Consider the following 25,150-nt stretch of genomic DNA (forward strand, 5'->3'; position numbering starts at 1 on the left):
GTTAATCCGGTTGCCACGCAGAGCTGGAGTTCTTGATGAGCACGACCGTGCTGCCGTCGTACGACGAGGTTGTCGAGCGTTATGAGCCGGTGATCGGCCTGGAGACCCACGTCGAGCTGGGCACGAACACCAAGATGTTCTGCGGCTGCCCGACCGATTTCGGTGGCGAGCCGAACACCCGGGTCTGCCCGGTCTGCCTCGGCCTGCCCGGGTCGCTGCCGGTGGCCAACAAGGCCGCGATCGAGGCGACGATCCGGATTGGCCTGGCGCTGAACTGCTCGATCGCCTCCTGGTGCCGGTTCGCCCGGAAGAACTACTTCTACCCGGACATGCCGAAGAACTTCCAGATCAGCCAGTACGACGAGCCGCTCTGCGTGGACGGCTACCTGGACGTCGAGGTCGACGGCGAGCTGGTCCGGATCGGCATCGAGCGGGTGCACCTGGAGGAGGACACCGGTAAGACGTTGCACGTGGGCGGGGCCACCGGCCGGATCCACGGCGCCACCGAATCGCTGGTGGACTACAACCGGGCCGGCATTCCGCTGGTCGAGATCGTGACCAAGCCGATCCCCGGCACCGGTGCGCAGGCACCGATGGTCGCCCGCGCCTACGTCACCGAGCTGCGCGACGTGATTCGTTCCCTCGGCGTCTCGGACGTACGGATGGAGGAGGGTTCGCTGCGCTGCGACGTCAACACGTCGCTGAACCCGGTCGGCGCGACCGAGTGGGGCACCCGTACCGAGACGAAGAACGTCAACTCGCTGCGCTCGGTCGAGCGGGCGGTCCGGTCGGAGATGCTGCGGCAGGCGTCGGTGCTCGACGGCGGCGGTCGGATCACCCAGGAGACCCGGCACTTCCACGAGGACACCGGGGACACCACCTCGGGCCGGTCCAAGGAGACCGCGACCGACTACCGCTACTTCCCCGAGCCGGACCTGGTGCCGCTCGCGCCGGACGCCGCCTGGGTCGCCGAGCTGAAGGCCGCCCTGCCGGAGCTGCCTCGGGTGCACCGTAAGCGGCTTCAGGAGCAGTGGGGCCTCTCCGACCTCGACATGCAGTCGGTGCTCAACGCCGGCGCGGTCGAGCTGATCGAGCAGACCGTGGCCGCCGGCACCACCCCGGCCGGGGCCCGCAAGTGGTGGCTGGGCGAGCTGTCCCGCCGGGCCAACGAGACCGGTGTCGAGCTGGCCGCCGTCGGGGCCACCCCGGCCCAGGTGGCCGAGCTGCAGGGGCTGGTCGACGCGGGCAAGCTCAACGACAAGCTGGCCCGTACCGTGCTGGACGGGGTGCTGGCCGGCGAGGGCTCGCCGACGCAGATCATGGCCGACCGGGGGCTGGAGGTGGTCTCCGACACCGGTGCGCTCACCGCCGCCGTGGACGAGGCGATCGCCGCCAACCCGGCCATCGCCGACAAGATCCGGGACGGCAAGGTGGCGGCGGCCGGTGCGCTGGTGGGTGCGGTCATGAAGACCACCCGGGGTCAGGCGGACGCCAAGACCGTACGGGAGCTGATCCTGTCCCGCCTCGGCGTCGAAGGCTGACCGACTGTTTCGTCGACCGGACGCCCCGACCTCAACGAGTGGGGGTCGGGGTGACCGGGGCCGACGGGTTCACCCCGGCTGGCTCCTTGATCACGTGCCGTTCCAGGCTGACCTGGGACTCGCCGGTCCCGCCGACCTGGATGTCGTCGTACGCCTGGAGCAGTTTCTGCTGGTCGAAGTAGAGCACGGTCATGGTCAGCGGGGTGGGCTTCTCGCCCTCCAGTCCCCGCAGGCCCGCGCCCCCGGTGGAGCCCTGGATCATCAGTTGGGTCGGCGGCTCCCCGGGCTTCTCCGGCAGGGTGCGTGTCTCGCGCTTGTGGGTGTGCCCGGCCAGCACCAACCGGCAGACACCGTCGAGCGGGCCGGCCGAGGCCGGATCGTGCACCAGAGCGATGTTGACCGGGTTCGGTGACGCCTTGACCGTGGCGGCGAGTTTGTCGCCGGTCCCGATGAGCGCGTCGGCAGTCTCCTTCGACAGGCCCGAGCCGGCCGGTGAGGTCGCCTTGTCGGGGGTGAACCGAGGGTCGCCGATCCCGGCGATGGTCAGCCCGGCCACGGTGGTGGTCGAGTTGTTCAACACGATCGCGTTGGGCTGGCGGGCCACCGCCGCCGCCGTGGCCGGCGAGTCGTGGTTGCCCCGGATGAAGACGTACGGCTTCTTCAACACACCGATGGAGCCGACGAACGACGCCTCCGGTTCGCTGCCCCAGTCGGTGATGTCGCCGGTGTCGACCACGACGTCGATGTTGAACTGCTCGACCACGGTACGGATGAGCTGCCATCCGGTCGGGTTCAGGTGCATGTCGGAGACGTGCAGTACCCGGGTGGTGCCCGGCGCGGGTTCGTAGACCGGCAGCGCCGAGACCGTGGTGTAGAGCTGGCTGACGTTGCCGACGAGCCGTTGCAGCTGCTCGGCGTACTTGCTGTAGTCGTTGGCGATCCGCCGGGCGTCACCGACGATGGCCGGCGCGTTGACCAGCAGCCCCTCGTAGCGGGGTTCCTCGATGGACTCCGGGCGTAGGGTCAGCCCGGCGATGCCGAGGCTGCCGCCGGTCAGCGCCAGAGCCAGTACGCCGGACCAGGCGACCCGGCGCATGTTGCGGAAGACCAGGGCGGCCAGGATCAGCGTGCAGAGTACGGTGGCGGCGATGGTCCGCATGCCCACCCGGATGACCCCGCTGGTCACGTCCTTGACCGCCGACTGGCTGGCCCGGTTGAGGCTCGCCGGGTCATCGATCAGCGCCTCGGTGCGCCGCTGGTCGAGCGAGCCGAGCTGGACCGTCAGCCGGGTTGGCCCGTCGTGGCTGTCGAGTTGGAGCGCCCCCAGCGGCGGGATGTTGATCCGGGTCTCGCCGTTCGTCGACGGGGTGATCGCCATCTCGGCCTGGAACGGGCCGACGTCGGTCTGCACCCGGCCCCCGAGGAGCATGCCGACCACGATGCCGACCAGACTGACCGCCAGGACGGCCAGACCGACCCCGATCCGGCGGCTGGCGGTCGATCGGAGGGCGGTGCGGGATGTCCGTAGGGCACGACGTACCGCCGAGTCCGGTCGTCCCTTGGCGGTCTGCTCGTCGTCGTGGCGTCCGTCCATATGCACATCATCACCTGCCCCACCGATGATCTCGGCAAACCCGGCCAGACGAGTCGAGTAAACGGCAAACCCGGCCGGACGAGTTCGGTAACCAGCAAACCCGGCCGGACGGGGTCAGCTCTTGCCGGCTCCGCCGCCGGAGAAGACCAGCCGGATGATCCGGTCGTCCTCCGGGCTGGGCTGGCCTCGCCCGTCGTGGTTGGAGGTGGAGACCCAGAGCGAGCCGTCCGGGGCGACGACGGCGGTGCGTAGCCGCCCGTACTTCTCGGTGAGCAGCGCCCGGGGCTGACCGAGGACACCGCCCGAGGCGGTGAGTTCCACCAGCCACACCCGTTCGCCCCGCAGACACGCGGTGACGAGGAGACGTTCGACGGCGGCCAGTCCGGAACAGGAGGCGTCCCCGGTCTGCCAGTTGACGATCGGATCGACGAAGCGGGAATCCGGGTTCCTGCCGGGCCCCTCCACCTCGGGCCAACCGTAGTTCTTGCCCGGCTCGATCCGGTTGATCTCGTCCCAGGTGTTCTGCCCGAACTCCGCCGCGTACATCTGCTTGCTGGCGTCCCAGGCGATGCCCTGCGGGTTGCGGTGCCCGAGGGACCAGACCGGCGAGTTGGGGAAGGGATTGCCCGGGGCCGGTTTGCCGTCCTTCGTGATCCGCAGGATCTTGCCGGCGAGGCTCTTGGTGTCCTGGGAGAGCCCCCGCTCGGAGGCGTCCCCGGTGGTGGCGTAGAGGAACCCGTCCGGGCCGAACGCGAGCCGCCCGCCGTTGTGGATACCGGAGCGCGGGATGCCGGTGACGATCGGGGTCGGGGCGCCGCCCAGGGTCAGCTTGGCGATCCGGTTGTCCTGCCGGGTCGAGTAGTAGACGAAAAGCGTCTGGTCCTTGGCGTAGTCCGGTGAGACGGCGAGCCCGAGCAGGCCCCCCTCACCGGCCGCGTCGACCACGTCCAGGGTCTGCACCGTGGTCACCTTCAGCCCGTCCGGCCCGGACTCCGGGCCGAGCTTCAGGATCTTGGCGGTGTCCCGTTCGGTGACCAGCGCCGCGCCGTCGGGTAGGAAGCCGATGCCCCAGGGCACCCGCAGCCCCTTGGCCAGCACCGTCGCCGCCACCTGCTGATCGACGCCACCACCCTGGCTGGGCGACACGGATGGGGTGGGAAACCTCGGTGGTTCGCCGGCGGGGTCGGGCTCAGGCTCGCCGAAGGCGCAGCCGCCGGTCGCGAGGACGACCGCCGCGCAGAGCGCGACCGCCGCCCGGGTACGGGTGGGCCGGGGGTACGGAGGACGAAGGCTCACCTGCCCAAGAGTAGCCATATCGTCCACCTTCGCGCTGCGCCGCTGGGCTGAACCAGATCGTCGGCCGATCGCCGGCGGCGGCTATCGTCGGCGGGCGTGAAGGTGTGGATTGCCCACGAGCGGGGCCGTGAGTTGCTCGGTGAGATTCCGTCCGGTGTGACTGTCGAGGTGGTCGAGGAGCCGACCCGGCAACCTCGGGACCCGGCCGGGGTCGAGTTCTGGGTGCCGCCGTTCCTGTCCCAGACGGAGTCGGTGCCGGTCGCGGCCACTTTGCCCGACCTGCGGGTGGTGCAGCTGATGTCGGCCGGGGCGGACGTCTGGGTCGGCCGGCTGCCCGACGGGGTGACCCTGTGCGACGGCCGAGGAGTGCACGACTCGTCGACCGCCGAGTGGGTGCTTACCGCGATCCTGTCGTACCTGCGGGCCTTTCCGACCTTCGTACGGGCTCAGGCCCGGGGACAGTGGGCGCCCGAGGTGACCGGCGAGCTGGCCGGTAAGCGGGTGCTGATCGTCGGGGCCGGGTCGATCGGCACTGCGATCCGACGCCGGCTGGAGCCGTTCGAGGTGACGCTGACGATGGTGGCGCGTACCGCCCGACCGGCCGAGGGGGTGTACGGCGTGGCCGACCTGCCAGAGCTGTTGCCGGCGGCCGACGTCGTAGTCATGATCGTGCCGCTCACCGAGCAGACCCGGGGGATGGTCGATGCCCGGTTCCTGGCTGCCCTGCCCGACGGAGCACTGCTGGTCAACGCCGCCCGGGGGCCGGTGGCCGACACCAAGGCCCTGGTCGCCGAGTTGACCACCGGCCGGATCGGGGTAGCGATGGACGTCACCGACCCGGAACCACTGCCCGCCGGTCATCCGCTCTGGGGGCTGCCCAACGTGCTGCTCACCCCGCACATCGGCGGATCGGTCGCCGGCCTGCTGCCTCGGGCGTACCGGCTGGTTGGTGAGCAACTGCGCCGGTACGCGGCCGGCGAGCCGCTGATCAACGAGGTGGTGGAGGGCTACTGAGCGGGGCCCTCGAGGGTCTGGCCGCTGGCGGTGAGGAGCTTGTGCAGGTCGTCGGCGCGTACGGCGGGCAGCCGGGTGTGGCTGCCATCGTCGAGCCGTACGACGGCCTGACCGCGCGGGTCGGCGGTCAGCTCGACCACCTGTGACCAGGGGATGAGCCGCTGGCCAAACAGCGCACGTAGGCGCAGCCCCTGGGAGTCGGCGTCGGTGCCGGCGCGCCAGGCCCACACCCCGACCCCCAGCGGTACGAGTAGCAGCGGGACCAGGAACCATCGGGCGGAGGCCAGCGGCAGGGTGCCGATGAACGCGACGATCGCGGCCACCAAGATCGCCTGGCTGTGTCGGAAGCGGATGCTGTTGGCGCTGCTCACCCGGCAATTTTTGCACTCGTGCCGGTGCGCGTCGCTAGTGGGCGGAAAGCAGGGCTTCGTACGCCCGAATTCGCGTGCCACCCGAGTAGGAGCACTACCCAGGGTCTCGGCAAAGTCGGGCGGATCTGCGGCCTGGGGTGGTTGGCGCAGACGCGGAACCGAGTTGCGCGTGATCGCCGCGCCCGCAGTATCACGTACGCGGCCCGACCTGCGCGGTGCCGGACACTTTGTGACTTGCCGGGGCATCCTGGGCACTACCCGCCGACCGGGCCACCGAAGCTTTCCGATCGGCGGACAGGGGCGTTGTGGGCTACCAGTGCCTCAGGGAAACTTCGGCTTGCCCGCCGCGACGGTGTTTCAGGCTGCGATCCACCCTCCGCCATCGGCGTTGATCGTCTGACCGGAGAGCCAGTGGCTGTCGTCGGATGCGAGGAAAACGACGATCGGAGCGACATCGTTGTACGGATCGCCAGGGCGGCCGAAGGCATTGTCCTTGAACGCCTCCATCGCAAACTTCTGCATCTCCGGATGCTGCTCATGCATGCTCGCGCTGGCATTGTCAGTAAATCCGCCCGGGCAGATCGCGTTTACGCGGATGTTGTATTCGCCCCATTCGCGGGCGACCGTGCGCGACAGTGCGCGGACAGCCTCCTTCGAGGCCGAGTACGTCGCACTGAGCTTGGGGCTCTCCTGGCCCCACCGTGAGCCGAAGTTGATGATCGACGCACCTGCGCCCGGCTTGTTTTTCAGGTACGGGAAGCACAACTTCATCATGTGCCAGGCGGAGAAGACGGAGATTTCGAGTTCGGTCCTGAAGTCCTCGATGTCCAGATCGAGGAAGGGTTTGAGCGTGGTCCTATGGACATTGTTCACCAGAACGTCGATGGTGCCGAACTGCTCTACCGTCTGGTCCACGAAAGCCTTCAGGCTGTCGTAGGAGCGTACGTCGCAGCCGACCGCCACGACGCGCACACCCTGCTCCTCGCACAGCTGCTTTGTCTCCTGCAGCCGCTCCTCCTGGATGTCACAAATGGCGACATTGGCACCTTCTGCCGCCAGGCGGATCGCCTCGTACTTGCCCAGTCCGCTGCCCGCTCCCGTGACGATGGCGACTTTGCCGTCTACCTTGCCCATGCGTTTCCCTTCTCGCGGTGTCGGCAGGTGACTCTCCGGATCCGGCGACCTGTTACGCGCCTTCGCGTGCCCACCGGTCGAGTAACCATCCGCGACGTGGCCGCTGCCGCCGGGGTATCCACCGCCACCGTCAGTTACGTTCTCAACGACGTGCCGAACCAGACGATCTCCGCGGTGACGAAGGAGCGTGTGCGCGCCGCAGCCAGCGAGCTCGGCTACCCGTCGAGCGTCACGACGGTGCCGGCAGACCGAAGTGCTTTACCGATCGTGTTGTTGAACATCGGCACGGATGCGATCGGGAAGAGTCTTAGCGGCGTGATCCGCACGATGCAAGAGGAGTTGCGCCAGCACGACCGTACCCTCATCGTGACGCCGGATTCGGACGATGCCGCGCGGGCCCTTCGGGGAGTTCTCGCACCGCACGCCGTCGTGGACCTCGTACGTCCGCTCGGTGGCACGCACCAGGACGGCGGGTGGGGAGTGTTTCGCGGGCACCAGGCCAACTTCCACTTTCATTCGTGGATGCAACTGCGGCATCTTGCCGCCCGCGGCCACCGACGCGTCGCCCTCGCCAGCCCAGCGAGCGGCACCGGTGTGTTCGGACGCGCGCGCGTTGCCGACGCTCACCGCGCAGCGCGAGAACTCGGGTTGGCACCGCTGACTGTGATGCGAGTTCCCATGGAGCCCAATCCCCGATCACGCACCGAAATCGTGCGTGCTCTTGCGCGAAAGACAACTGTGACCGCGGTCGCCGCGCTTGACGACAACGTCGCCCTCGCCGTCCTTGCTGCCATGGCACGCCTCGGGTATCGCGCGCCGGAAGACCTCGCGGTGATGGGTTTTGACGACGAACATCGAGGACATCTGTGGGAACCTGCGCTGACGACGGTGCGAATCGACGCTACCGCCTATGGGCGCAGGGCGGCGAGGTTAGCGGTCAACGCTACTGCGCAGGGCTGGACCGAGGCACCGTCCGAAATTGTCGAGCGCGCATCCGCCTGAGCGCGCCGTAACGGTTTTTTCTTGATCACGGCGCTTCCGCATGCTGGATTGGCTTCGTTCACCTGAACGTGTCAACTGAGGTTGACGCCATCCCGTGATGTCAACTAAAGTTGACGCCATGAGTGATGTGGCAGATCTGGCCACGGCAGCCAGCGGTGCAGATGCCCGCGCGGGTCTCCGGGCCACGCTGGCGCTGCGGCGCCTGGCGGAAGCCCTGGAGGCGGCGCAGGTCGCCAACGCCAGACGACAAGGCTGGTCCTGGCAGGAGATCGCCGACGCGCTGGAGGTCACCAGACAGGCCGTTCACAAGAAGTACGCCGGCCGGATGCCGGCACCAGGCCCACGGGAGGATTGAATGTTCGAACGATTCACCGCTGCGGCTCGGGAAACGGTGATCAATGCCCGGATCACTGCCCAGCAGTTGAACCACGCGAAGGTTGGCACCGAGCATCTCCTGTTGGCGCTGCTCGCCGAGGAGACCAGCATCGCCGCCACCGTGCTGCGCCAGGCCGGCCTCGACCAGACGCAGGTCCGGGCGAACGTGGTCCGGCTGGCCGGTGGGCAGTCGCAGATCCTCGGCGATGAAGACGCCGCCGCCCTACAGACGATCGGCATCGACCTCGATGCGGTGCTGGCGCGGATCGAGGAGTCCCTCGGACCGGAGGCGCTGGCCGTACCCCCGCCGCCGACGTCCCGACGCGAGCGGCTCTGGCCCTGGCAACGTACCGGCCAGGGTGACGGGTCCGGGTCGGTCGGCCGCAGCCCCGGGTTCAGTCCACGGGCCAAGAAGACCCTCGAGTTGGCGCTGCGGGAAGCCATTCACCTGCGCCACCGGCACATCGGCACCGAGCACATCCTGCTCGGCCTGCTCCGCGACGACGCCGGCCTGGCCGGCACGGTCCTCGCCGAGGCCGGCCTCACCGCCGAGACGCTCCGGACCGCGACCCTCGCCGAGTTGGCCAAGGCAGCCTGAGGCAGGTACGCCATGACGACGACTCTGACGCGTACCGCGACGCCCGGACCGGCACCTCGTCGGCCCGGCCCGGTCCTGACCAGACGGCTCCTGGCCTGCGGCGTGCTCGCCGGCCCACTCTTCGTCATCGCGGTTCTCGTCCAGGAGGCCACCCGGGCCGACTACGACCCGCTGCGGCATCCGGTCAGCTCGTTGGCCCTCGGTGAGCTGGGTTGGATCCAGGACGGCAACTTCATCGTCGCCGGCCTGCTGACGATGGCCTTCGCCCTCGGCCTGCGTCGGGCACTTCGACCGGGCCGAGGCGCGACCTGGGGACCACTTCTGGTCGGCTGCTGGGGGATCACCCTGATCGGCGCGGGGATCTTCGTCACCGACCCGATCAGCGGTTTCCCGGCCGGGACACCGGACCAGATTTCGCAGCCGACCTGGCACGGCATCCTGCACGATCTGGTGTCGATCCCCGGGTTCCTGGCGCTACCGATCGCCTTCGTCGTACTCGCCCGACGGTTCGGGGCAGAGAAACGATGGCGATGGGTGGCCTACTCGGTCGCCTCGGCGGTGGTCTTCGTGGCCACGTTCGAACTCTCCAACCTGGCCTTTGCCCAGGTGGCGAGCCTGGTCGAGTACGGCGGACTGTTCCAACGCATCGCCGTCGTCACCGGTTTTGCCTGGCTGACCCTGCTCGGCGTACAGCAGAGACACCAACTGGACCGCGCACGCTAACGGTTCCATGCATCGCCGGCTGCGGCGCGACCCGCTCGGGTCGCGCCGCAGCCGGGCACGTCGTTCAGCGTCCTAGCGGGCGAAGCCCGGCATCGGGTACGACGCGAGCAGGTCCCGCACCTCGCCCGCGATCCGCTCCAGGGTCGCCTCGTCGTTCTTGCCAGCCGCCGTGATCGCCTCGTCCATCCAGGCAGCCACCTGCGGCATCTGCTCCTCGGTGAGCCCCCGGGTGGTCAGTGCGGCGGTGCCGAGCCGGATGCCGGACGGGTCGAACGGCTTGCGGGTGTCGTACGGCACGGTGTTGTAGTTGAGTTCGATGCCGGCCCGGTCCAGCGCCTGCGCGGCCGGCTTGCCCCCGATCTCCTTGGGAGTCAGGTCGGCCAGGATCAGGTGGTTGTCGGTGCCACCGGAGGAGAGCGCGAAGCCCCGCTCGGTCAGCGCGGCGGCCAGCGCCTTGGCGTTGGCGACGACCTGGTGGGCGTACGCCCGGAAGCCATCGGTGCCGGCTTCCTTCAGCGCCACCGCGATGCCGGCGGTGGTGTGGTTGTGCGGACCACCCTGGAGGCCCGGGAAGACCGCCTTGTCGATCGCGGCGGCGTGCTCCGCAGTCGTCATGATCATTGCGCCACGCGGACCACGCAGGGTCTTGTGCGTGGTGGTGGTGATGACGTCCGCATAGCCGACCGGCGACGGGTGCGCGCCACCGGCGATCAGACCGGCGATGTGCGCGATGTCGGCCACCAGGACCGCGCCGACCTCACGGGCGATCTCGGCGAAGCCGGGGAAGTCGATGGTACGGGGCACCGCCGTGCCGCCGCAGAAGATCACCTTCGGCTGCTCGCGGCGGGCGATGTCGCGTACCTCGTCGAGGTCGATCCGGCCGGTCTCCTTCGAGACGTTGTAGCGGACCGAGGTGAACCACTTGCCGGTGGCCGAGACCGACCAACCATGGGTCAGGTGGCCGCCCATCGGCAGCGCCATCCCCATCACCTTGTCACCGGGGGAGAGGAAGGCCAGGTAGACGGCGAGGTTGGCCGGCGACCCGGAGTACGGCTGCACGTTGGCGTGGTCGACACCGAAGACCGCCTTGGCCCGCTCGATGGCCAGCGTCTCGATCTGGTCGACGAACTGCTGACCCTCGTAGTAGCGCTTACCGGCGTACCCCTCGGAGTACTTGTTGGTCAACACCGTGCCACTGGCTTCCAGCACGGCGTTGGAGACGTAGTTCTCCGAAGCGATCATCCGGAGCTTGTCGTGCTGGCGCTGCGCTTCTCCCTCGATCAGGGCGGCGAGCTGCGGGTCCTCGGTGGCGAGGCTGGGGATCGGTGGTACGTGCACGAGCGTCCTCCTGGCAGGCGGCGGTGCCTAGCGGGATGCACCCAGGCGCGCGGTGCACTCCTCGTCGGTCGCTCCCCGGTGGTCGATTCCACCTCGCTGCGCCAGTCGCGGGTACGGCGAAGATGCTATCCGGTCTCCGATGGTCCCCTGGCCACGGCCCGGGGTGCGTCGCCCACGGCCCGGGTTCCTCGGCCCCGGAGGAGCCGGCGGTAGCCCCGCACCTGCGCTCGGTTGCCATCCTCGGGCCGGCCTTTCGCGCCTGGTGTACGTTCCGGTAGGTCGCGCAAGGTCAACTGGCATCTGCATCCCGGTGGGCTCTGCTAGCGCAACATCGACCAGCATCTGGGGAGCTAAATGATCGCGCTGCACGTCCGGGACGCGGCGGCGACCGCCGTCATCTTCGGTTTCTTCGCATCCAGTTGGTACGGCTGGGCCCAGGAGGCGCCCCCGCCCGCCTGGCGGAAACTGCTCGCCACCGGTTCGATCACCGCCATTCTCATGGCGGTCGCCAGTGGGCTACTCGCCTGGCGACACTGGTCGGACGGAACGGCGTTCGACGCCGACACCAGCCGTACCTTCGGCATCGTCGTCGGCATCGAGTTCGGTCTCGCCGGACTCGGTGCGGGGATCCTCGCAGCCCTTCGCCGTAGTGAGCTGATCTCGGCCTGGATCGCCCTGGTCGTGGGAGTACACCTGTTCCCGGTCGCCGAACTGATCGACTATCCGCTGATCCACGTGGTGGCCGCGTTGATCACGCTGGTGGCGCTCGCCGCGATTCCGGTAGCCCGCTCCCGTTCGTTGAAGGTGAGTGCGGTCGTCGGCGTCGGCACCGGCAGCGTGCTGCTCGCCGCCGCGGTCTCCACTCTGGTCATCGCCCTCGTCGCCTACTGAGGTGTAAGGAAGGGCCCCTTCTTATCGCTTTCTGTATAGGAAGGGCCCCTTCCTAACGTCGGAGCTGTGTCGCACGACGATGGGGTACGCCCCCCATTTTTCTATCTAGGGTCCTAGGAAGCCTAGGGCGGGAGGGGTCGTACATTCTGGTTCCGGTCGGTTATCCGGCCGACGGCTGCGAGGTGCCCGACCTACGCCGTAAAGCCGTTTGCCGGGGCGCTGGAGTTCTTCGGCTGACCGCCGCCGTCCATGTCTGCCGTTTCTACGCCTGCCGTTTCCATGCCTGCCGCTTCTACGTCGGGCCAGGCCGCCAGGAACGCCAGGGCCTGCGCTGATCGGGAATCCGGTTCGGCTGTGTAGGCAAGCAGAACCTGGTCACCGCTGCCGCGCAGATCCATCACCTGGAAGTCCAGGGTGAGGTCACCGACGGCCGGGTGGATGAACTCCTTGCGGCCGGAGCGCTGGGCACGAACGTGGTAGTTGGACCACCATTGGCGGAAGCCGGAATCCTTCAACGACAGTTCTCCGACGAGTCGGGCGAGCGCGGGATCTTCCGGGTAGCGGCCCGCGTCCATTCGGAGGAAGGCGACGCATTCCTTCGCCACCTTCTCCCAGTGTGCGTACCGTGCACGGACGTCGGGGTGCAGGAAGGCCAGCCAGATGAGATTGCGCCGCTCTGGCGGCAGCTTGCCGAAGTCGATGATCAGCGCGGCACCCAGGTTGTTCCAGGCAAGCACGTCCATCCGCCGGCCGAGCACGAATGCGGGGACGCCCGTCATGCTGTCCAGCAGCAGTTGGGTGGCGGGAGACACCCGCTGTCGGTGGGGTGCCCTCGTCCACGCCCGCGATCTGGTGGGGCTCGAATCCGCTGCGCACCGCAGCAGGTACTCCTCCTCGTCGGAACGTAGGTGCAGGGCCCTGGCGAGCGCGGTGAGCACCCCGGTGGAGGCGGTCTTCACCCTGCCCTGTTCAAGTCGGATGATGTAGTCCGCGCTGACCCCTGCCAGCGTGGCGAGTTCCTCACGCCGTAGTCCCGGTACCCGACGGTGTCCTGATGAGGGCATTCCGACCTGCTCGGGGCTCACCTTTGCCCGACATGCACGCAGAAAACGACCCAGTTCCGTCACGATGAGACCCCCGTCGATGAGGTTTGGACCCCCGGGCCGGTTCCGGCCCGGCCAGCCCGGCGCGGCCCCGCCACGCAATCACTAACCATCCTGGCCGGATCACGGGCAGCGTTCCAGGGAAGAATCTGCATAGGAACAGCGGGCTGGCCGTCGAGGAACCGGGTACGACGGTACGAGCCCCAGCAAGGCCCGCGCCGCCGTACCCGTGCTCTGCGGTTCAGCCGCCCAGTACGACCTTGGTCTCCAGGTATTCCGTCAGGCCTTCCGGCCCGAACTCGCGGCCGTTGCCGGACTGCTTGTAACCGCCCCACGGGGCCGACCAGTCGAATTCGGCATCGTTGATGAGGATGCAGCCAGCCCGGATCCGTGCCGCGACCGTGCGGGCCGCGTCGAGGTCCGTGCCGGTGACATAACCGGCGAGGCCGTACGTCGTGTCGTTGGCGATCTCGATCGCCTCCTCGACAGTGTCGTAGGCGATCACCGACATCACCGGGCCGAAGATCTCCTCACGTGCGATGGTCATGTCGTTGCTGACCTCGCTGAACACGGTCGGCTTGACGAAGTGCCCGGCCGCCAGACCCGGCGCCAGCCCCGTCGGCTTGCCGAGGCCGCCGGTCACCAGCAGAGCCCCGGCGTCCAGGCCCTGCTGGATGTAGCCCTGGACGATGTTCCACTGCTCGGCCGAGATCAGCGGGCCCATGTCGGTGTCGTCGGCACGCGGGTCGCCCAGCTTGAGGTTTTCCACGGCCGGGACGAGCACGGACAGGAACTCGTCAAGTCGTGCCCGGGGTACGAGGGTGCGGCTGGGTGCGCTGCACAGTTGGCCGGTTGGCGCCATCATCCAGGTGCGTATCGTCTCCACGGCCATGTTCAGGTCGGCGTCCGGCAGCAGAATGTGCGGCGACTTGCCACCCAGTTCGGTGTTGACGCGCTTCATCGCCGGTGCGGCGGCAACGGTGACCTGGCGTGCCGTATCCACAGAGCCGGTGAAGGAGATGACCTCCACGTCCGGGTGTGTGCTGAGCGCAGTGCCGATCACCGACCCCCAGCCGGGGACGAGGTTGAACACCCCGGCGGGGACACCCGCCGCGTCCATGATCTCCGCGACGATGATGGCGGAGTGTGGGGTCAGTTCGGCCGGTTTGAGGACGACGGTGCACCCGGCGGCGATCGCCGAGACGGTCTTCCCGACGGTCTGTAGCACGGGGAAGTTCCAGGGGGTGATCAGTCCCGCTACCCCGATGGGTTCCTTGCGGATTTCGGTGTCACCACGCATCTCGCTGAAGGCGTACGACTTCAGGACCTCGATCGCCGTGCTGATCTGGATGCGGCCCGTTGGCACGTGTGCGGCTCGGGCCAGCGTCAGCGGCGCTCCCAGCTCGGCGGTCACCGCCTGGGCCAGGTCCTCGGTTCGCCGGTCGAACTCGTCGAGGATGCGTTCCAGGAGTGCGATGCGCTCTGCCGGGGTGGTCTGGGAGAACGAGGCGAAGGACTGCTTGGCTGCGGCAACGGCTCGGTTGAGGTCGGCCTCACCGCCCAGCGTCACCCGCCCGGTGACGGTTCCGGTGGCCGAGTCGGTCAACTCCAGTACGGAGCCCTGCTCCGGCTCGCGCCAGGCGCCGTCGAGGTACAGCTTGGTGTGCTCACGCATGATGATCTTCTCTCGTTCGGCAGGCCGGGCCATGCCGGAAGTTGTCCTCCGGCACTCGGTGCCCTGGTCATGCCCAATGCTCATCCGGGCCCGAGAAGTCATCCAGAGAGAGCTTTTCCTAGCCAGTCAGAGGCCAGGCAGGGTGTCTGCTGTCGAGAGGGGGTCGACGTCCATCAGGCGGGTTCGCGCGGCCAGGCGTTCACGAAGCGTTCGAGGAGGACTGCGAAGGTACACGCTTCCTCAGGGGTGAATTCCGAAAGTGCGTCGGTGACATTGCGGCGGCGGGTCTCGTGGATGTTGTCCACCAGTTGCTTGCCCTGCGGGGTCAGCCGGATGCGCGTGTAGCGGGAGTCGCCCGGAACGGTGTCGCGCTGCACCAGCCCGTCCGCGACCAGTTCGCTGGTCAGCCGGCTGGAGCGCGGCCGGTCGACGCCGATTGCCTCGGCGATCTCGGAGATGGCGAGGCCGTTGCTCGCGCCGTCGAGGGCGTCGAGGTAGCGGAACCGGGTCGCGGTCGCGACCGAGGCCGCCGCAGGATCGCCTTGGGCAGCGCGACGTTGCAGGTGGCGGGCCTGCTGGTGGCGCCTGATGCGTACCAACGCCCGCTCGATCACCTCGTCCGGTGCGCGATCATCCGACGTCATGATTGCCACGGTACAACAGTTGCTAGTTGACAACTACACACTTGCACGCTTACAACAGTTGCATGAATACAACTATCGTTAGGGTGGCGAACCCGTCCCTGCCCCCGATCGGGCTACTGCTGCGCAAGCTCGACCGTCTCATCGACGAGCGATTCGAGCGCACCCTGGGCGTCCGCGGCATCACCCGTCGCCAGTGGCAACTCCTGCACACGCTCGCCGGTAACCGGGCCCCGTTCGTCGGGGGCACCGCCACGCTCGCCGGTAACCGGGCCCCACTCGCCGAACATGGAACCCCGCTCGCTGAGAACTCGGCCTCGCTCGACGCGTTGGCCTCGGCGGTAGCCCCGTTCCTCGACCAGCGTGCCGAAGAAACCGTGGAACAACACCTGGAACCGCTCGCGGAGAACGGGCTCATCCGCGCTGACGACGATGTCTACGTACTCACTGAGCCGGGTCGAGCGTTCTACGAGAGCCTGATGATCGAGGTCCAGACCACCCGAGACCTGACCGTTGCCGGCCTTGCCGACGGCGAATACGAACGCACCGTGACCAGCCTCCAAGTCATGATCGGCAACCTGGAGGCGGCAGCATGAGCGAGCACATCCGATACCGGATCTGGCTTCGCCTGCTCCTGAGCGTCGTGGCGATCGCCCTCTACGCAGTCATTGCGTTCGTCCTGGCCGGGGCGATTCCCGAATCGGGATGGCCGAGCATCGGCGATGCCGAATTCTCCTCCGGGCAGGCGACCGTCGTACCCGCGCTGAATGTCTACGGCCTCGGCATCCTCCTCATAGCCGTGTGCGAGCCGTTCGCACGCGTCACGATTCGCCTCGCCGTCACCCTCCTCGTGGCGATCATCGCCGCCGAGGCAGGTCCCCTCCTCGCCATCCTCACCGAGAGCGGGGAAGCGTCGGGCCTGGTCGCGCCCGGCGTGATCGCACTCGCCACCGTCGGGGCCGTGGTCGGCGCAGCGCGAGTCTGGACCACCCACCGGCTCAGGCTGCCGACCCGATAGTGGACTACCAGGCACGCCGGCTCGGGCCCGAACCGATAGTGGACTACCAGGGGCGCGTCGAGGGGAGTCAGCGGCTGCGAGTGGTGGCGTCGTGGTGGGCACGGGCGGCTTGGATCTCACCGTCGTGCGACTCGGCCCATCTGCCCACCGCGATCACCAGCGGTAGCAGCGACCGGCCGAGGTCGGTCAACGCGTAGTCGACCCGTGCTGCCACGCCGTCGTGTTCGGTACCTCTTACCAGCCCGTCCCGGGTCAGCGTCCGTAACGTGCGGGTGAGGATGCGACGGCTCAGGCCGTGCACCGTACGGTCCAGTTCGTTGAATCCGTACGGCCGTTCGGCCAGCACCGCCATTATCAGCAGGCTCCACTTGTCACCGATGCGGTGCAGTACGTCCGTCGCCGCACATGAGGTGCGCTCCAGCACCGTGACCGGTACCGGGATGACCGGGGACATGGATGTGCCTTCTTTCGCGGCCGGAATCGTCGATCGAGGATCGAGCGTATCCGCGCCGCACGACGAGTACGCGTATTCGTGACGAGTACCCGTCATCGCGCCGGAGCAGGCGAACAGCGAAGGGGCATTCAGTGCGAACCCTGGTCATCACCGGTGGGACCGACGGCATCGGCAGGGCTCTTGCCCTGCATCATCTCCGTCAGGGCGATCGTGTTGTCGCCATCGGCACCAGTCCGGCCAAGGGGCAGTCGCTCCAGGCCGAGGCCGCCCGCCTCGGTGCGGGTGACCGCTGCTCGTTCGTCGCGGCGGATCTCAGCTCGATGGCGGGCACGGTCGCACTTGCCGAGCAGTTGCGCGAGGAGCATCCGGTTATCGATGCCCTGGTGCTCGGTGCCTTCCGCTACCAGATGACGCGGCAGGAGACCGGGGAGGGAATCGAGCGCACCTTCGCGCTCTACGTACTGAGCCGGTTTCTGTTGGTCGAGGGCCTGCGCGACGCGTTGGAACGGGCACCACGCCCAGTCATCGTGAACCTGTGCGGTACCGGCGGGATCAAGGCCGGGGTATTGCACTGGGACGATCTCCAGCTACGCGAGGGCTACCGCGCCTTCGCTGCCACCATGCAGGGTGCGCGCGCCAACGACCTGCTCGGGGTCGCATTCGCCGCTGAGCATCCGGACAGCCGGATCCGGTACGTCCTGTACAACCCGATGTTCGTCAACACTGGACTCGCCGATCCGTTCCGGCAGCCATTACGGGGTGTGGTGAAGGCGCTCGCGAAGCTCTTCGGCACTCCGGTCACACGGGCGATCCGACCGATCACGGAGCTGATCGGTTCTCCGCCGGAGGCTGTGTCGTCCGCGTACCGGGTCCGCCAGAGGATCGACGTCGCAGGCCCGGCCTTCGATCGGACCGATGCGCGTCGACTGGTGGCCGGGTTGCGGGAGTTGTCCACGCGGGGAACACGCAGGGAATAGGGCGCAACGAGCACGGTTTGTGAACGGTTGTTGCGGCCCTCAGCAGCAACAACCGTTCCCAAAGCGTCGGCCCAGTCGTACTGGCCGCCGCCGACCGGTGTCGCGTCACCGGGCACCAGGTCGTTACCGTCGGACTCGTCGTAGGCAGGCTACGAAGCCCTGATCCATGCTGACGAGTTCCCATCCTCTCGTTTCCAGGAACTCCACCGCTGTCAGCACCTCATCGAACATCGAGTTCTCCGCGCCGGCACGATTGAAGGCGGCACCTACTACTGTCGACGCCGACACCGCGGGGGCGACGACGATGTACCGGAACGGATAGCCGTCGAGCATCACCCGACCGCCGAGGATGTCGTTTGCGCGGAAGACCCGGGAGGGGCGAGGAAGCGACATCGGCGCATCATTGCATGCGCAGGTCCCGATCAGACTCGCCCGGCATACGTACGTCGGCCGGAGCTCAGTTCCTCACCCGGCAGCAACAATCGTTCCCAAAGGTGGCGGCCCTGTCGGGCACGATGTCCGGGTGACCCACATTGCACTGTTCCACTCCGTGTACGGGCTGCGTCCCGCCGTACTGGCCGCCGCCGACCGGTTTCGCGCCGCCGGGCACCAGGTCGTCACCCCCGACCTGTACGACGGTGAGGTGGCAGCCACCGTCGACGAGGGGTTCGGGCTCAGCGAGCGGATTGGCTGGGCGCAAATCATGCACCGGGCGCGGGATGCGGTGCGGGACCTACCCGTCGACACCGTTCTGGCCGGCTTCTCCATGGGTACGGGCGTGGTCAGCGGCCTACTTACCGAGCGCCGGGAGACCGCAGGATTGTTGTTGCTGCATGGCACCGGCGGGGAACTGTCACCGCTACGAGCTGGCCTGCCGGTGCAGCTGCACATTGCCCAGCCCGACGAATACTTCAGCGATGCGGATGTGGCCGCCTGGCGGAAGGCCACGGTCGAGGCGGGCGCGGCTGTGGAAATTTTCACCTATCCGGGCGTCAGGCATCTCTTCACCGATCCGTCAGTGGCTGACCAGTCAGTGGCTGACGGCGATAAGGCGGCCTCGGCCCGCGTGTGGCAGCGCAGCCTGGACTTTCTCGCTCGCGTGTGACCTGAGGCCGCTGGCCCGCCTACCGGGTCATCTCGTGCCGAGAAGACTGGTCATGCCGGGCCGAGAGGTCGGGGATCAGGCCGGGTCGAGGGGTCTGGTTACCGCGCCGGGCAGGCGCAGCGCCGCCAGGTGTACGGCGGCCCGACGCGGAGAGCGGCCGGGGACGAGCCGACTCGTCTCCCAGCCGCGCAACTCCACCATGACCAGCGCGCCGACCTGAAGGATCGTGCCGACACTGGACACCTCCATCCGCAGCGACCCGTTTCCGATGTAGTAGTACGGCTCGGGAATCGTGATCGTGTCCCCGGGCTGCACCAACTGCCGTACCTGGGTGGTCAGCTCGGCGGCGTCGCTGCGGATGTCGGAGTCGAAGGTGCGGGCGTCGGGGCTGTTGCCGGCGTTGCTGAGGGGTGGCGAGCTCATCAGATCGACCGACGCTCGGGCATCCGCCGCAGTGTCGGCGACTCGGCCTCAGTCGCCCCGTCAGACAACCCGTCAGGCGTCCCATCGACTGTTGCCTCGGCCGGCTTGTCGTCGGAGACCGCATCCGGAGTCGTACCCGGTGTTTCGGTTTCCTTCTTGGACCGCTGAGTGGGATACGGAATCTGCTCGAAGTCGCCGCTGAACATGATCGAGATCCTCTCTGGGGAATTGCGTGGAATGGGGCCGCCGTCGGTGGGGGACGGGTGATGAGGCGACGGCGGCCCCGGGCGGATGTGTCCCTCATGCGGCCTGCTGAAACCGCCACATCCGATAGATGTAGTTTGGTGTCCGGCCCGCTACTGTGGGAAGGCGAATCGCGCTGGCCAGCGGCGAGTGACTGAGATCTTTTGTGTCAAGCTCTTATTTGTACGGAGGTTGTCCGTGGCGATCTCGCCCATGCTCGAACACTTTGCGGAAGAGTTGAAGGTTGCCCGCGCGGCGGCGGGCATTTCCCAGGCCCAACTCGCCGAATTGCTCAACTATTCACCGGCCACCATCGCGAAGATCGAAACGGGGGAACGTCGACCGAGCGCCGACTTCGCCGGCCGCTGCGACACGGTGCTCAACACGAATGGCCTCTTCGCCCGTATCCAGCGGCAGCTCAGCCGGGAAGCCCTGGTGGCCTGGTTCCGCGAGTGGGCCGGCATCGAAGCGGAGGCGAGCGCACTACGCGGCTTCGAGCCGCTCTACGTGCCGGGCCTGTTGCAGACCGAGGCGTACATGCGGGCGATTCTGACCGGGCCGGGGCTGCTCTCCGTAGCAGAGGTCGAGCAGCAGGTGGCGACCCGGCTGACCCGGCAGGAGGTTCTCGCCGGTGATCGACCACCACTGCTCACCGTGGTCATCGACGAGTTCGTGCTGCGGCGGCGGATCGGCGGGCCGGAGGTGATGCGGGACCAGTTGCTCCAACTGGCCAAGGTGGGCGAGTCGGCACCTCGGGTGCGGATCCATGTCGTACCGCTCTCGGTCGCGGCCTATGCCGGCCTCGACGGACCGTTCGTGATCGCCACGCCGCCTACGGGAGAGGATATCGTCTATGTGGAGGGCCAGCTCCACGCCAAGATCTTCGACCGTCCGGAGGACCTGAAGGCGGCGGTCCAAGTGTGGGAGTCCATCCGGGGCGAGGCGTTGTCCCACCAGCAGTCCCTGAAGCTGATATTGGAAGTGGCGGAGACATGGACCTGACCAAGGCGCGGTGGCGCAAGAGCAGCCGGAGCAACAGCGCAGGCGGAAACTGCGTCGAGGTGGCCGACAACCTGACGGGTGTCGTCGGGGTGCGGGACAGCAAGGACCCGACCGGTCCGGCGCTGGTCTTTGGCCCGGCCGCCTGGCAGGCGTTCGTTGCGGCGGTGCCGGCCCACGACTGACCCCGTTGCCCTCAGTGAGGTCGGGGGAGTTGCCGGATGGATTGTGGCTGAAGCGGATCGAAATCGATCAGCGAAGAGAGGCCGGCGAGCTGCCCTAATTGTATCATTGGCCATTTTTGTGAGCGCTGGTAGTGGTCGATGAATGTCGATGGGCGGCTCGCTATCTTCGCCGCATGGCTATCGAAGATGCTGCGTCAGCTACGACTGACGACCACGGCTCCGAGAAGTTCGTCGCGTCCGGAAACCTGCAACTCTGGACCCAGCAGTTCGGCGACCCCGTACGCCCGACCGTGCTACTGATCATGGGAACGTCGACGCAGGGGATCGGCTGGCCAGACGAACTCGTGACGAGGCTGGCCGACGGGGGACGGCACGTCATCCGCTTCGACCACCGCGACACCGGCCGCTCCGACGGGGTCGACTTCGCGACCCACCCGTACGCCCTGGCGGACCTGGCGGCGGACAGCCTGGCAGTGCTCGACGGACATGGCATCGCCGCAGCGCACATCGTCGGCGCGTCGTTGGGTGGGGCCATCGGGCAGTGGCTCGCCGTGCACCATCCGGCGCGAGTCAGGACGCTGACCACGATGATGACGTCCCCGATGGGGAACAACCCCGGGCCGGCCTGGCTGCGGGCGATGAGCGGACAGCCCGCCGACCCTGACGAGCTACCCCCGCCCAGCATGCGGTTCTTCGACTTTCTCAAGACCTCGGCAGGCTGGCCGCGGACCACCCGGGAAGAAAACATCGAGGCGAGCGTCCAGACATGGCAGATGCTCAACGGGGACGTTCTGCCCTTCGACGAGCCGGGCGTACGACGGTTTGTCGAGACTTCGTACGACCGGGCACGTGACCCTGCTGCCGCCACCAACCACGACCTCGCCGGCCGGCAGATGACCGCCGATCGCCTCGCGTCACTCTCCTCGATCACCGCACCGACGCTGGTTGTCCATGGCACCGCCGACCCGCTCTTTCCGCTGGCACACGGCGAGGCCCTCGCCGGACAGATCCCTGGCGCCCAACTCCGGGTCGTCACCGGAATGGGCCACTCGCTCTGGTCCCCGGGCCTGTCCCAGCAGATCGCCGACCTCATCCTGACCCATACTGTTTCGCGCTGAGCTGCGATACAGCCTCTCTCTGTGCGCATCCGTTGCCAATCTGGCGATGGTTCTGGCAACTGTTCTGGCAACTGTTCTGGCAACTGTTCTGGCAGTTGTTCTGGCTGCAACGGATGCATCCTGCGCTGCACCAAACGGCTGGGGGTGGCGTGCTGTCACCACCGGCCGCCACTCGGGGCCTGTCGCTCCGATGATCGGGGACCATAATGGGCGGCAGGTCGGGTCGCCGAAACGCGCGAGGAGTACGGATGCAGCCGAATCCACCGCAGCCCAGGTTTCCTCAGTATGGTCAGCCGTCGATGGTGGGCGGACCCGCGCCGTGGGGTGGCGGTCCGATCCCGTTGGCGGCGTCGCCTAAACCGAGGGCAAACGCTGCGGTGGCGGTGATCGCCGGCATTCTGGCGCTGCTCACCGCCGGCATGCTCGTCTGGTTCGCGCTCTACAACGTCGTCTACGCCAGCGGGTCGACCGGTCGCTGGTCCAGCCTGGTGTTGGTGAACGTGCTCGGCGGCGTCATCGGCGCCGGGCTGCTGTTGGTCGCAGCGGGGTTCACCTTTGCCCGCATGATTTTCGGTGCATGGGCGCTGTGCGTGCTCTGCGTGCTTTACGTAGGGGCGATCTTCGTGACGGCGCCGGTGCTGTGGGGCACGGCCGTCAGCGCTCAGCTCAAGTTCGTCTTCGGCTTCGACGGGGGCGACGGTGTCGCCATAGGGCTGACGATCATCTTCGGCGTCCTGACGGCGATCATGGCGGCGATTGCCGGCAGCGTGAGATCGTACGGACCAACCACCGTCACGCCACCCCGGCCGTGATCATCTCGCTGTTCGGCCGGGTGCTTAGTGGCGGGCCGGGTTGCGGCGGAAGAGGTCTGAGGGACGTGGGCGAGCCCTGCCTGGCGGTAAGGTCAGGCGGCTGTTCTCGTCCACAAAGGAAGGTGCAATGTTCGGTCCGACGCCGGGGCAGATTGAGCACTACGTGGGTATGTTCGAGCAGCTGAGCGACCTTGCGTGGAGTATCAGCATCGAAGAATCCCTCTGCTGGACGGTGGTGCGTCCGCATCAGGGGCAGTTGACGGTGGATGAGGTGGTACGCCGGTTGCACGGCGACCCGGACACCATGGCGACGGAGCGACCGGCTGATGTCGACGGCGACGACGACATAGTCTTCGTCGAGCAGCGCGACGACACCGTCGTCATCGTGGGGTACAGCCCCGCTGATCCCTACGAGGACGTGCTGCGTCGGCTCAGTCAGGGTGCCACCGTCCATGGGGTCTTCTGGGTGATCAACAACTTCAACCGGCTCTACCATGCCGTCGACGGCGTGCTGGTCACTGAACTGGACGTGCTGAGGCCGCAGGACAGGTGGGGCACCGATCCGGAGGCCCTGACCGACCACCTCGATGCGTTGTGCAACCTCCATGATCGTTCGATGTCGGGAACGCACCCGGGCCCATCGCCGGACTGGGAAACCGCGATGGCCACCGTCGAGTCGCTGACTGGCATCCGACTCGACGCTGACTGGTTCTACCGTCCCCAGTTGCTGGTGAAGGTCAACTCCCGCTAGCAACCTCCGCCGAATCTCCCAGCCGAGGCGACCGTTACAGCGAGCCGACAAACTGGCTCATGTGGTACGCCGTACTCCGGTTGTCGAGGGTCTTGGTCCACTTGGAGACCATCAGGTGCAGGCCGTTCGGGCCGGACGTGGACCAGGGATGGATGAAGCCGCCGTACATTCCGGGCTCCTGCAACGGTGTGACCTGGATCTTTTCCCCCGTCCAGACCTGGTCCGGCCCGCTCGCCGTACGGGTCACGATGCATCCGATGAGGCAGTTGAGGTACGCCATCGCCCAGGTGCCGTCGCTGAGCCGCCGTACCGATGGCTCGCCGAAGCGGCCGGTCAGGATCGGGGTACACGGTCGACCCCAGCCCCAGTCGCTGCCGTTCCAACCCCAACCCTCGTACGACTCGGGGTAGAACAGTCGATCCCAACGGACCCGACGCAGCATTATCGGACCGTCCTGACGGCCGGAGCGGACCGAGAACACGTACACCCAGTCGCCGTGGCGTTGCATCGTCCACATCTGGAACGGGTCGGCGTTGTTGTCGGTGTTCCACCACTTCAACGACGTACGAATGAAGTCGTTGCCGTTGTCGGAGTAGGCGAGGCCGGCGTAGCGCGACTTCCAGTCTGGTCCGGCCGGTCCGGTGTCGGTCCAGTTCTCGATGCTCATGTACGAGATCAGCTGGCGTCCGGTCTCCGGGAAGCTGATGCCGTCGTTGGGGATGACGGTGACTTCCCAGATACCGTCGATGCCGATCCCGTTGTGGCCGTTGTGCATCAGTTCGGGGGCGCGGCCGTTGCCGACCACTCGCGCCGCGCTGTCGAAGACGATCCCGCCGGGCGCACCCGGGTGGATGTTGGAGCGCAGCATCACCGGTGACCGCCAGTCGTTCGGCAGCGGCGGCCCTTCCGGCCACGGGGTGTTGAACGTGTCGCCGAAGAGGTAGCCGATCGAGCCGTTCTCCAGCACGTACGGGATGCCGAGGTCGGTGCCGGCCACCTGCCACCGGCTGTTGGTGTCGAGGTCCGCGCCGGTGAGGCGCTTCGTCCAGGTCGCGGCCTGGGCGTTACCGGGGCGGAGCAGGTACGGTGCGACCGCTCCGGCCGCGCCAGCGACCGCGACCTTTCCGAGGAACGAGCGACGAGCGAGTGCCATGAGCAACCCCTCCAACGGTACGAAGACCGAATATATATCGACTTACATGATTATGCGCGTCTGGGTCTTCGGCTGTCGTCGGTAGGGCAAGTTAGCGGGTGGGCCGGTCGGTCAGATGTGGGCCACCAGGTTCTCGATGAAGGTGAAAAGGCCGCTCACGATGTCTGCCGCACCCTCTGGGGTGAGGGCGACGACCAGAGCGATGAGGGCTGTGGGAAGTATCAACGTGTAGCCCATGATCAGACCGGCGAGCGCCATTCCGTGCCCTTTGAGCTCGCCTTGGCGGGTGCGGGCGACGCCGATGTGTCCGGTAATGATGGCGACGACCAGGGGGATTCCGCAGATCAGGCAGCCCCCCACCAGGCCGAAGATGGCGGAGATCAGGCTGGTGACGGCGGCGGCAGAGGTGCGCGGCTCCCGGTAGGGAGGCGGTGTGAGCCCAGGGCTCGGATCGACCATGTCGACCATTTTAGATTCATCGAAGTGTCTCGTGGGTCCCGGACGACGAGGAACGCTGAGATGTTAGCCTCGGTCTTTCACTTGAGCGTCGACTCATAGTTGGCGCTCGATGAACGGCGATTCGGGTGTTTAGAGAGGTTCTACCGGTATGCCGAGG

The 25,150-nt window shown here is 67.4% G+C and carries 30 protein-coding genes and 1 riboswitch; of the genes, 16 read left to right on the forward strand and 14 right to left on the reverse strand.

The genetic code is table 11. The features are described 5' to 3' along the window. Nucleotides 1-35: 35 nt before the first annotated feature. A complete protein-coding gene (gatB, locus tag ACWDV4_RS27420) occupies nucleotides 36-1,541 on the forward strand; it encodes an Asp-tRNA(Asn)/Glu-tRNA(Gln) amidotransferase subunit GatB (protein ID WP_449984415.1) in 1,506 nt (501 codons plus the stop codon). A 31-nt stretch (nucleotides 1,542-1,572) separates the two neighbouring features. Here gatB and ACWDV4_RS27425 read toward each other — a convergent pair whose 3' ends face one another. Beyond that, nucleotides 1,573-3,135 carry a metallophosphoesterase gene (locus tag ACWDV4_RS27425; protein WP_449984418.1) on the reverse strand — a complete coding sequence of 521 codons (1,563 nt, stop codon included), beginning with the start codon at nucleotides 3,133-3,135 and terminating at the stop codon, nucleotides 1,573-1,575. Between the two features lie 114 nt (nucleotides 3,136-3,249). Next, nucleotides 3,250-4,431 carry a PQQ-dependent sugar dehydrogenase gene (locus ACWDV4_RS27430; protein ID WP_449984421.1) on the reverse strand — a complete coding sequence of 394 codons (1,182 nt, stop codon included), beginning with the start codon at nucleotides 4,429-4,431 and terminating at the stop codon, nucleotides 3,250-3,252. A gap of 96 nt (nucleotides 4,432-4,527) precedes the next feature. Here ACWDV4_RS27430 and ACWDV4_RS27435 point away from each other — a divergent pair, with 96 nt between their 5' ends. Next, nucleotides 4,528-5,445 (forward strand): 2-hydroxyacid dehydrogenase, encoded by a 918-nt coding sequence (locus ACWDV4_RS27435; RefSeq protein ID WP_449984424.1) that lies wholly within the window; start codon nucleotides 4,528-4,530, stop codon nucleotides 5,443-5,445. Here ACWDV4_RS27435 and ACWDV4_RS27440 read toward each other — a convergent pair. Beyond that, nucleotides 5,439-5,816, reverse strand: coding sequence for a PH domain-containing protein (locus ACWDV4_RS27440; protein ID WP_449984426.1), 378 nt, complete (start codon nucleotides 5,814-5,816; stop codon nucleotides 5,439-5,441). The two genes, ACWDV4_RS27435 and ACWDV4_RS27440, sit on opposite strands and share 7 nt — an antisense overlap. A 357-nt stretch (nucleotides 5,817-6,173) precedes the next feature. Next, complete coding sequence (locus ACWDV4_RS27445; protein ID WP_449984429.1) at nucleotides 6,174-6,950, reverse strand: SDR family NAD(P)-dependent oxidoreductase; 777 nt, start codon at nucleotides 6,948-6,950, stop codon at nucleotides 6,174-6,176. A 96-nt stretch (nucleotides 6,951-7,046) separates the two neighbouring features. Between ACWDV4_RS27445 and ACWDV4_RS27450 the strand changes: the two genes are divergently transcribed. The 4 genes from ACWDV4_RS27450 (at nucleotide 7,047) to ACWDV4_RS27465 (ending at nucleotide 9,648) form a co-directional block, all read left to right on the forward strand. Beyond that, nucleotides 7,047-7,952 carry a substrate-binding domain-containing protein gene (locus tag ACWDV4_RS27450; RefSeq protein WP_449984432.1) on the forward strand — a complete coding sequence of 302 codons (906 nt, stop codon included), beginning with the start codon at nucleotides 7,047-7,049 and terminating at the stop codon, nucleotides 7,950-7,952. A 118-nt stretch (nucleotides 7,953-8,070) separates the two neighbouring features. Further along, on the forward strand, nucleotides 8,071-8,307 hold the full coding sequence (locus ACWDV4_RS27455; RefSeq protein WP_449984435.1) for a helix-turn-helix domain-containing protein: 237 nt from the start codon (nucleotides 8,071-8,073) through the stop codon (nucleotides 8,305-8,307). Next, complete coding sequence (locus ACWDV4_RS27460; RefSeq protein ID WP_449984437.1) at nucleotides 8,308-8,925, forward strand: Clp protease N-terminal domain-containing protein; 618 nt, start codon at nucleotides 8,308-8,310, stop codon at nucleotides 8,923-8,925. 12 nt (nucleotides 8,926-8,937) lie between these two features. After that, a complete protein-coding gene (locus tag ACWDV4_RS27465; RefSeq protein ID WP_449984440.1) occupies nucleotides 8,938-9,648 on the forward strand; it encodes a DUF998 domain-containing protein in 711 nt (236 codons plus the stop codon). A 72-nt stretch (nucleotides 9,649-9,720) separates the two neighbouring features. Here ACWDV4_RS27465 and ACWDV4_RS27470 read toward each other — a convergent pair whose 3' ends face one another. Beyond that, nucleotides 9,721-10,986, reverse strand: coding sequence for a serine hydroxymethyltransferase (locus ACWDV4_RS27470; protein ID WP_449984443.1), 1,266 nt, complete (start codon nucleotides 10,984-10,986; stop codon nucleotides 9,721-9,723). A 32-nt stretch (nucleotides 10,987-11,018) separates the two neighbouring features. After that, nucleotides 11,019-11,105, reverse strand: a riboswitch (ZMP/ZTP riboswitch). Nucleotides 11,106-11,340: 235 nt separating this feature from the next. On the opposite strand from ACWDV4_RS27470, the gene ACWDV4_RS27475 reads away from it, so the two are divergent. Beyond that, a complete protein-coding gene (locus ACWDV4_RS27475; RefSeq protein WP_449984446.1) occupies nucleotides 11,341-11,877 on the forward strand; it encodes a hypothetical protein in 537 nt (178 codons plus the stop codon). Nucleotides 11,878-12,068: 191 nt separating this feature from the next. Here ACWDV4_RS27475 and ACWDV4_RS27480 read toward each other — a convergent pair whose 3' ends face one another. From ACWDV4_RS27480 to ACWDV4_RS27490, 3 genes are all read right to left on the reverse strand, one after another. After that, nucleotides 12,069-13,004, reverse strand: coding sequence for a helix-turn-helix domain-containing protein (locus ACWDV4_RS27480; protein ID WP_449984449.1), 936 nt, complete (start codon nucleotides 13,002-13,004; stop codon nucleotides 12,069-12,071). A 217-nt stretch (nucleotides 13,005-13,221) separates the two neighbouring features. Next, a complete protein-coding gene (locus ACWDV4_RS27485; protein ID WP_449984451.1) occupies nucleotides 13,222-14,688 on the reverse strand; it encodes an aldehyde dehydrogenase family protein in 1,467 nt (488 codons plus the stop codon). Nucleotides 14,689-14,828: 140 nt separating this feature from the next. Beyond that, entirely contained in the window at nucleotides 14,829-15,299 is a 471-nt protein-coding gene (locus ACWDV4_RS27490) for a MarR family winged helix-turn-helix transcriptional regulator (RefSeq protein ID WP_449984454.1), read from the reverse strand. Nucleotides 15,300-15,382: 83 nt separating this feature from the next. Between ACWDV4_RS27490 and ACWDV4_RS27495 the strand changes: the two genes are divergently transcribed. Both ACWDV4_RS27495 and ACWDV4_RS27500 read left to right on the forward strand, forming a co-directional pair. Beyond that, nucleotides 15,383-15,892: a hypothetical protein gene (locus ACWDV4_RS27495; protein ID WP_449984456.1), complete on the forward strand. Its 510-nt coding sequence runs from the start codon at nucleotides 15,383-15,385 to the stop codon at nucleotides 15,890-15,892. After that, nucleotides 15,889-16,314: a hypothetical protein gene (locus ACWDV4_RS27500; RefSeq protein WP_449984458.1), complete on the forward strand. Its 426-nt coding sequence runs from the start codon at nucleotides 15,889-15,891 to the stop codon at nucleotides 16,312-16,314. The genes ACWDV4_RS27495 and ACWDV4_RS27500 overlap by 4 nt, the downstream gene beginning before the upstream one ends. 67 nt (nucleotides 16,315-16,381) lie before the next feature. Here ACWDV4_RS27500 and ACWDV4_RS27505 read toward each other — a convergent pair whose 3' ends face one another. Next, complete coding sequence (locus ACWDV4_RS27505; RefSeq protein ID WP_449984461.1) at nucleotides 16,382-16,768, reverse strand: winged helix-turn-helix transcriptional regulator; 387 nt, start codon at nucleotides 16,766-16,768, stop codon at nucleotides 16,382-16,384. Between the two features lie 131 nt (nucleotides 16,769-16,899). Here ACWDV4_RS27505 and ACWDV4_RS27510 point away from each other — a divergent pair, with 131 nt between their 5' ends. Beyond that, nucleotides 16,900-17,745: an SDR family NAD(P)-dependent oxidoreductase gene (locus ACWDV4_RS27510; protein WP_449984463.1), complete on the forward strand. Its 846-nt coding sequence runs from the start codon at nucleotides 16,900-16,902 to the stop codon at nucleotides 17,743-17,745. Between the two features lie 123 nt (nucleotides 17,746-17,868). On the opposite strand, the gene ACWDV4_RS27515 is transcribed toward ACWDV4_RS27510, so the two are convergent. Continuing rightward, a complete protein-coding gene (locus ACWDV4_RS27515; protein ID WP_449984466.1) occupies nucleotides 17,869-18,138 on the reverse strand; it encodes a hypothetical protein in 270 nt (89 codons plus the stop codon). Nucleotides 18,139-18,268: 130 nt separating this feature from the next. Here ACWDV4_RS27515 and ACWDV4_RS27520 point away from each other — a divergent pair, with 130 nt between their 5' ends. Further along, nucleotides 18,269-18,850: a dienelactone hydrolase family protein gene (locus tag ACWDV4_RS27520; protein ID WP_449984468.1), complete on the forward strand. Its 582-nt coding sequence runs from the start codon at nucleotides 18,269-18,271 to the stop codon at nucleotides 18,848-18,850. Nucleotides 18,851-18,925: 75 nt separating this feature from the next. Here ACWDV4_RS27520 and ACWDV4_RS27525 read toward each other — a convergent pair whose 3' ends face one another. Next, entirely contained in the window at nucleotides 18,926-19,273 is a 348-nt protein-coding gene (locus ACWDV4_RS27525; RefSeq protein ID WP_449984471.1) for a hypothetical protein, read from the reverse strand. Then, nucleotides 19,273-19,479, reverse strand: a complete 207-nt coding sequence (locus ACWDV4_RS27530; RefSeq protein WP_449984473.1) for a hypothetical protein — start codon at nucleotides 19,477-19,479, stop codon at nucleotides 19,273-19,275. Before ACWDV4_RS27530 ends, ACWDV4_RS27525 begins: the two co-directional genes overlap by 1 nt. A gap of 235 nt (nucleotides 19,480-19,714) precedes the next feature. Between ACWDV4_RS27530 and ACWDV4_RS27535 the strand changes: the two genes are divergently transcribed. From ACWDV4_RS27535 to ACWDV4_RS27555, 5 genes are all read left to right on the forward strand, one after another. After that, complete coding sequence (locus tag ACWDV4_RS27535; RefSeq protein WP_449984476.1) at nucleotides 19,715-20,518, forward strand: helix-turn-helix domain-containing protein; 804 nt, start codon at nucleotides 19,715-19,717, stop codon at nucleotides 20,516-20,518. Next, nucleotides 20,509-20,700, forward strand: a complete 192-nt coding sequence (locus ACWDV4_RS27540) for a DUF397 domain-containing protein (protein ID WP_449984479.1) — start codon at nucleotides 20,509-20,511, stop codon at nucleotides 20,698-20,700. The genes ACWDV4_RS27535 and ACWDV4_RS27540 overlap by 10 nt, the downstream gene beginning before the upstream one ends. Before the next feature lie 173 nt (nucleotides 20,701-20,873). Continuing rightward, the gene (locus ACWDV4_RS27545) at nucleotides 20,874-21,818 is read left to right on the forward strand and encodes an alpha/beta fold hydrolase (protein WP_449984481.1); all 945 of its coding nucleotides are present in this window, start codon (nucleotides 20,874-20,876) and stop codon (nucleotides 21,816-21,818) included. A gap of 377 nt (nucleotides 21,819-22,195) precedes the next feature. Continuing rightward, nucleotides 22,196-22,630, forward strand: a complete 435-nt coding sequence (locus ACWDV4_RS27550) for a hypothetical protein (RefSeq protein ID WP_449984484.1) — start codon at nucleotides 22,196-22,198, stop codon at nucleotides 22,628-22,630. Nucleotides 22,631-22,757: 127 nt separating this feature from the next. Beyond that, a complete protein-coding gene (locus ACWDV4_RS27555) occupies nucleotides 22,758-23,381 on the forward strand; it encodes a DUF6461 domain-containing protein (RefSeq protein WP_449984486.1) in 624 nt (207 codons plus the stop codon). A gap of 34 nt (nucleotides 23,382-23,415) precedes the next feature. Here ACWDV4_RS27555 and ACWDV4_RS27560 read toward each other — a convergent pair whose 3' ends face one another. Both ACWDV4_RS27560 and ACWDV4_RS27565 read right to left on the reverse strand, forming a co-directional pair. Then, a complete protein-coding gene (locus ACWDV4_RS27560) occupies nucleotides 23,416-24,534 on the reverse strand; it encodes a DUF4185 domain-containing protein (protein ID WP_449984488.1) in 1,119 nt (372 codons plus the stop codon). A 111-nt stretch (nucleotides 24,535-24,645) separates the two neighbouring features. Beyond that, on the reverse strand, nucleotides 24,646-24,993 hold the full coding sequence (locus tag ACWDV4_RS27565) for a DUF4190 domain-containing protein (protein WP_449984490.1): 348 nt from the start codon (nucleotides 24,991-24,993) through the stop codon (nucleotides 24,646-24,648). Between the last annotated feature and the right edge of the window lie 157 nt (nucleotides 24,994-25,150).

This window comes from Micromonospora sp. NPDC003197 (assembly GCF_053590565.1).

Bases quoted from the DNA above. Each gene is read 5' to 3' on its own strand.
- gatB (WP_449984415.1), top strand. From the start codon at position 36: ATGAGCACGACCGTGCTGCCGTCGTACGACGAGGTTGTCGAGCGTTAT.
- ACWDV4_RS27425 (WP_449984418.1), bottom strand. From the start codon at position 3,135: ATGGACGGACGCCACGACGACGAGCAGACCGCCAAGGGACGACCGGAC.
- ACWDV4_RS27445 (WP_449984429.1), bottom strand. From the start codon at position 6,950: ATGGGCAAGGTAGACGGCAAAGTCGCCATCGTCACGGGAGCGGGCAGC.
- ACWDV4_RS27455 (WP_449984435.1), top strand. From the start codon at position 8,071: ATGAGTGATGTGGCAGATCTGGCCACGGCAGCCAGCGGTGCAGATGCC.
- ACWDV4_RS27460 (WP_449984437.1), top strand. From the start codon at position 8,308: ATGTTCGAACGATTCACCGCTGCGGCTCGGGAAACGGTGATCAATGCC.
- ACWDV4_RS27465 (WP_449984440.1), top strand. From the start codon at position 8,938: ATGACGACGACTCTGACGCGTACCGCGACGCCCGGACCGGCACCTCGT.
- ACWDV4_RS27475 (WP_449984446.1), top strand. From the start codon at position 11,341: ATGATCGCGCTGCACGTCCGGGACGCGGCGGCGACCGCCGTCATCTTC.
- ACWDV4_RS27485 (WP_449984451.1), bottom strand. From the start codon at position 14,688: ATGGCCCGGCCTGCCGAACGAGAGAAGATCATCATGCGTGAGCACACC.
- ACWDV4_RS27490 (WP_449984454.1), bottom strand. From the start codon at position 15,299: ATGACGTCGGATGATCGCGCACCGGACGAGGTGATCGAGCGGGCGTTG.
- ACWDV4_RS27500 (WP_449984458.1), top strand. From the start codon at position 15,889: ATGAGCGAGCACATCCGATACCGGATCTGGCTTCGCCTGCTCCTGAGC.
- ACWDV4_RS27505 (WP_449984461.1), bottom strand. From the start codon at position 16,768: ATGTCCCCGGTCATCCCGGTACCGGTCACGGTGCTGGAGCGCACCTCA.
- ACWDV4_RS27515 (WP_449984466.1), bottom strand. From the start codon at position 18,138: ATGTCGCTTCCTCGCCCCTCCCGGGTCTTCCGCGCAAACGACATCCTC.
- ACWDV4_RS27525 (WP_449984471.1), bottom strand. From the start codon at position 19,273: ATGAGCTCGCCACCCCTCAGCAACGCCGGCAACAGCCCCGACGCCCGC.
- ACWDV4_RS27530 (WP_449984473.1), bottom strand. From the start codon at position 19,479: ATGTTCAGCGGCGACTTCGAGCAGATTCCGTATCCCACTCAGCGGTCC.
- ACWDV4_RS27540 (WP_449984479.1), top strand. From the start codon at position 20,509: ATGGACCTGACCAAGGCGCGGTGGCGCAAGAGCAGCCGGAGCAACAGC.
- ACWDV4_RS27545 (WP_449984481.1), top strand. From the start codon at position 20,874: ATGGCTATCGAAGATGCTGCGTCAGCTACGACTGACGACCACGGCTCC.
- ACWDV4_RS27555 (WP_449984486.1), top strand. From the start codon at position 22,758: ATGTTCGGTCCGACGCCGGGGCAGATTGAGCACTACGTGGGTATGTTC.
- ACWDV4_RS27560 (WP_449984488.1), bottom strand. From the start codon at position 24,534: ATGGCACTCGCTCGTCGCTCGTTCCTCGGAAAGGTCGCGGTCGCTGGC.
- ACWDV4_RS27565 (WP_449984490.1), bottom strand. From the start codon at position 24,993: ATGGTCGATCCGAGCCCTGGGCTCACACCGCCTCCCTACCGGGAGCCG.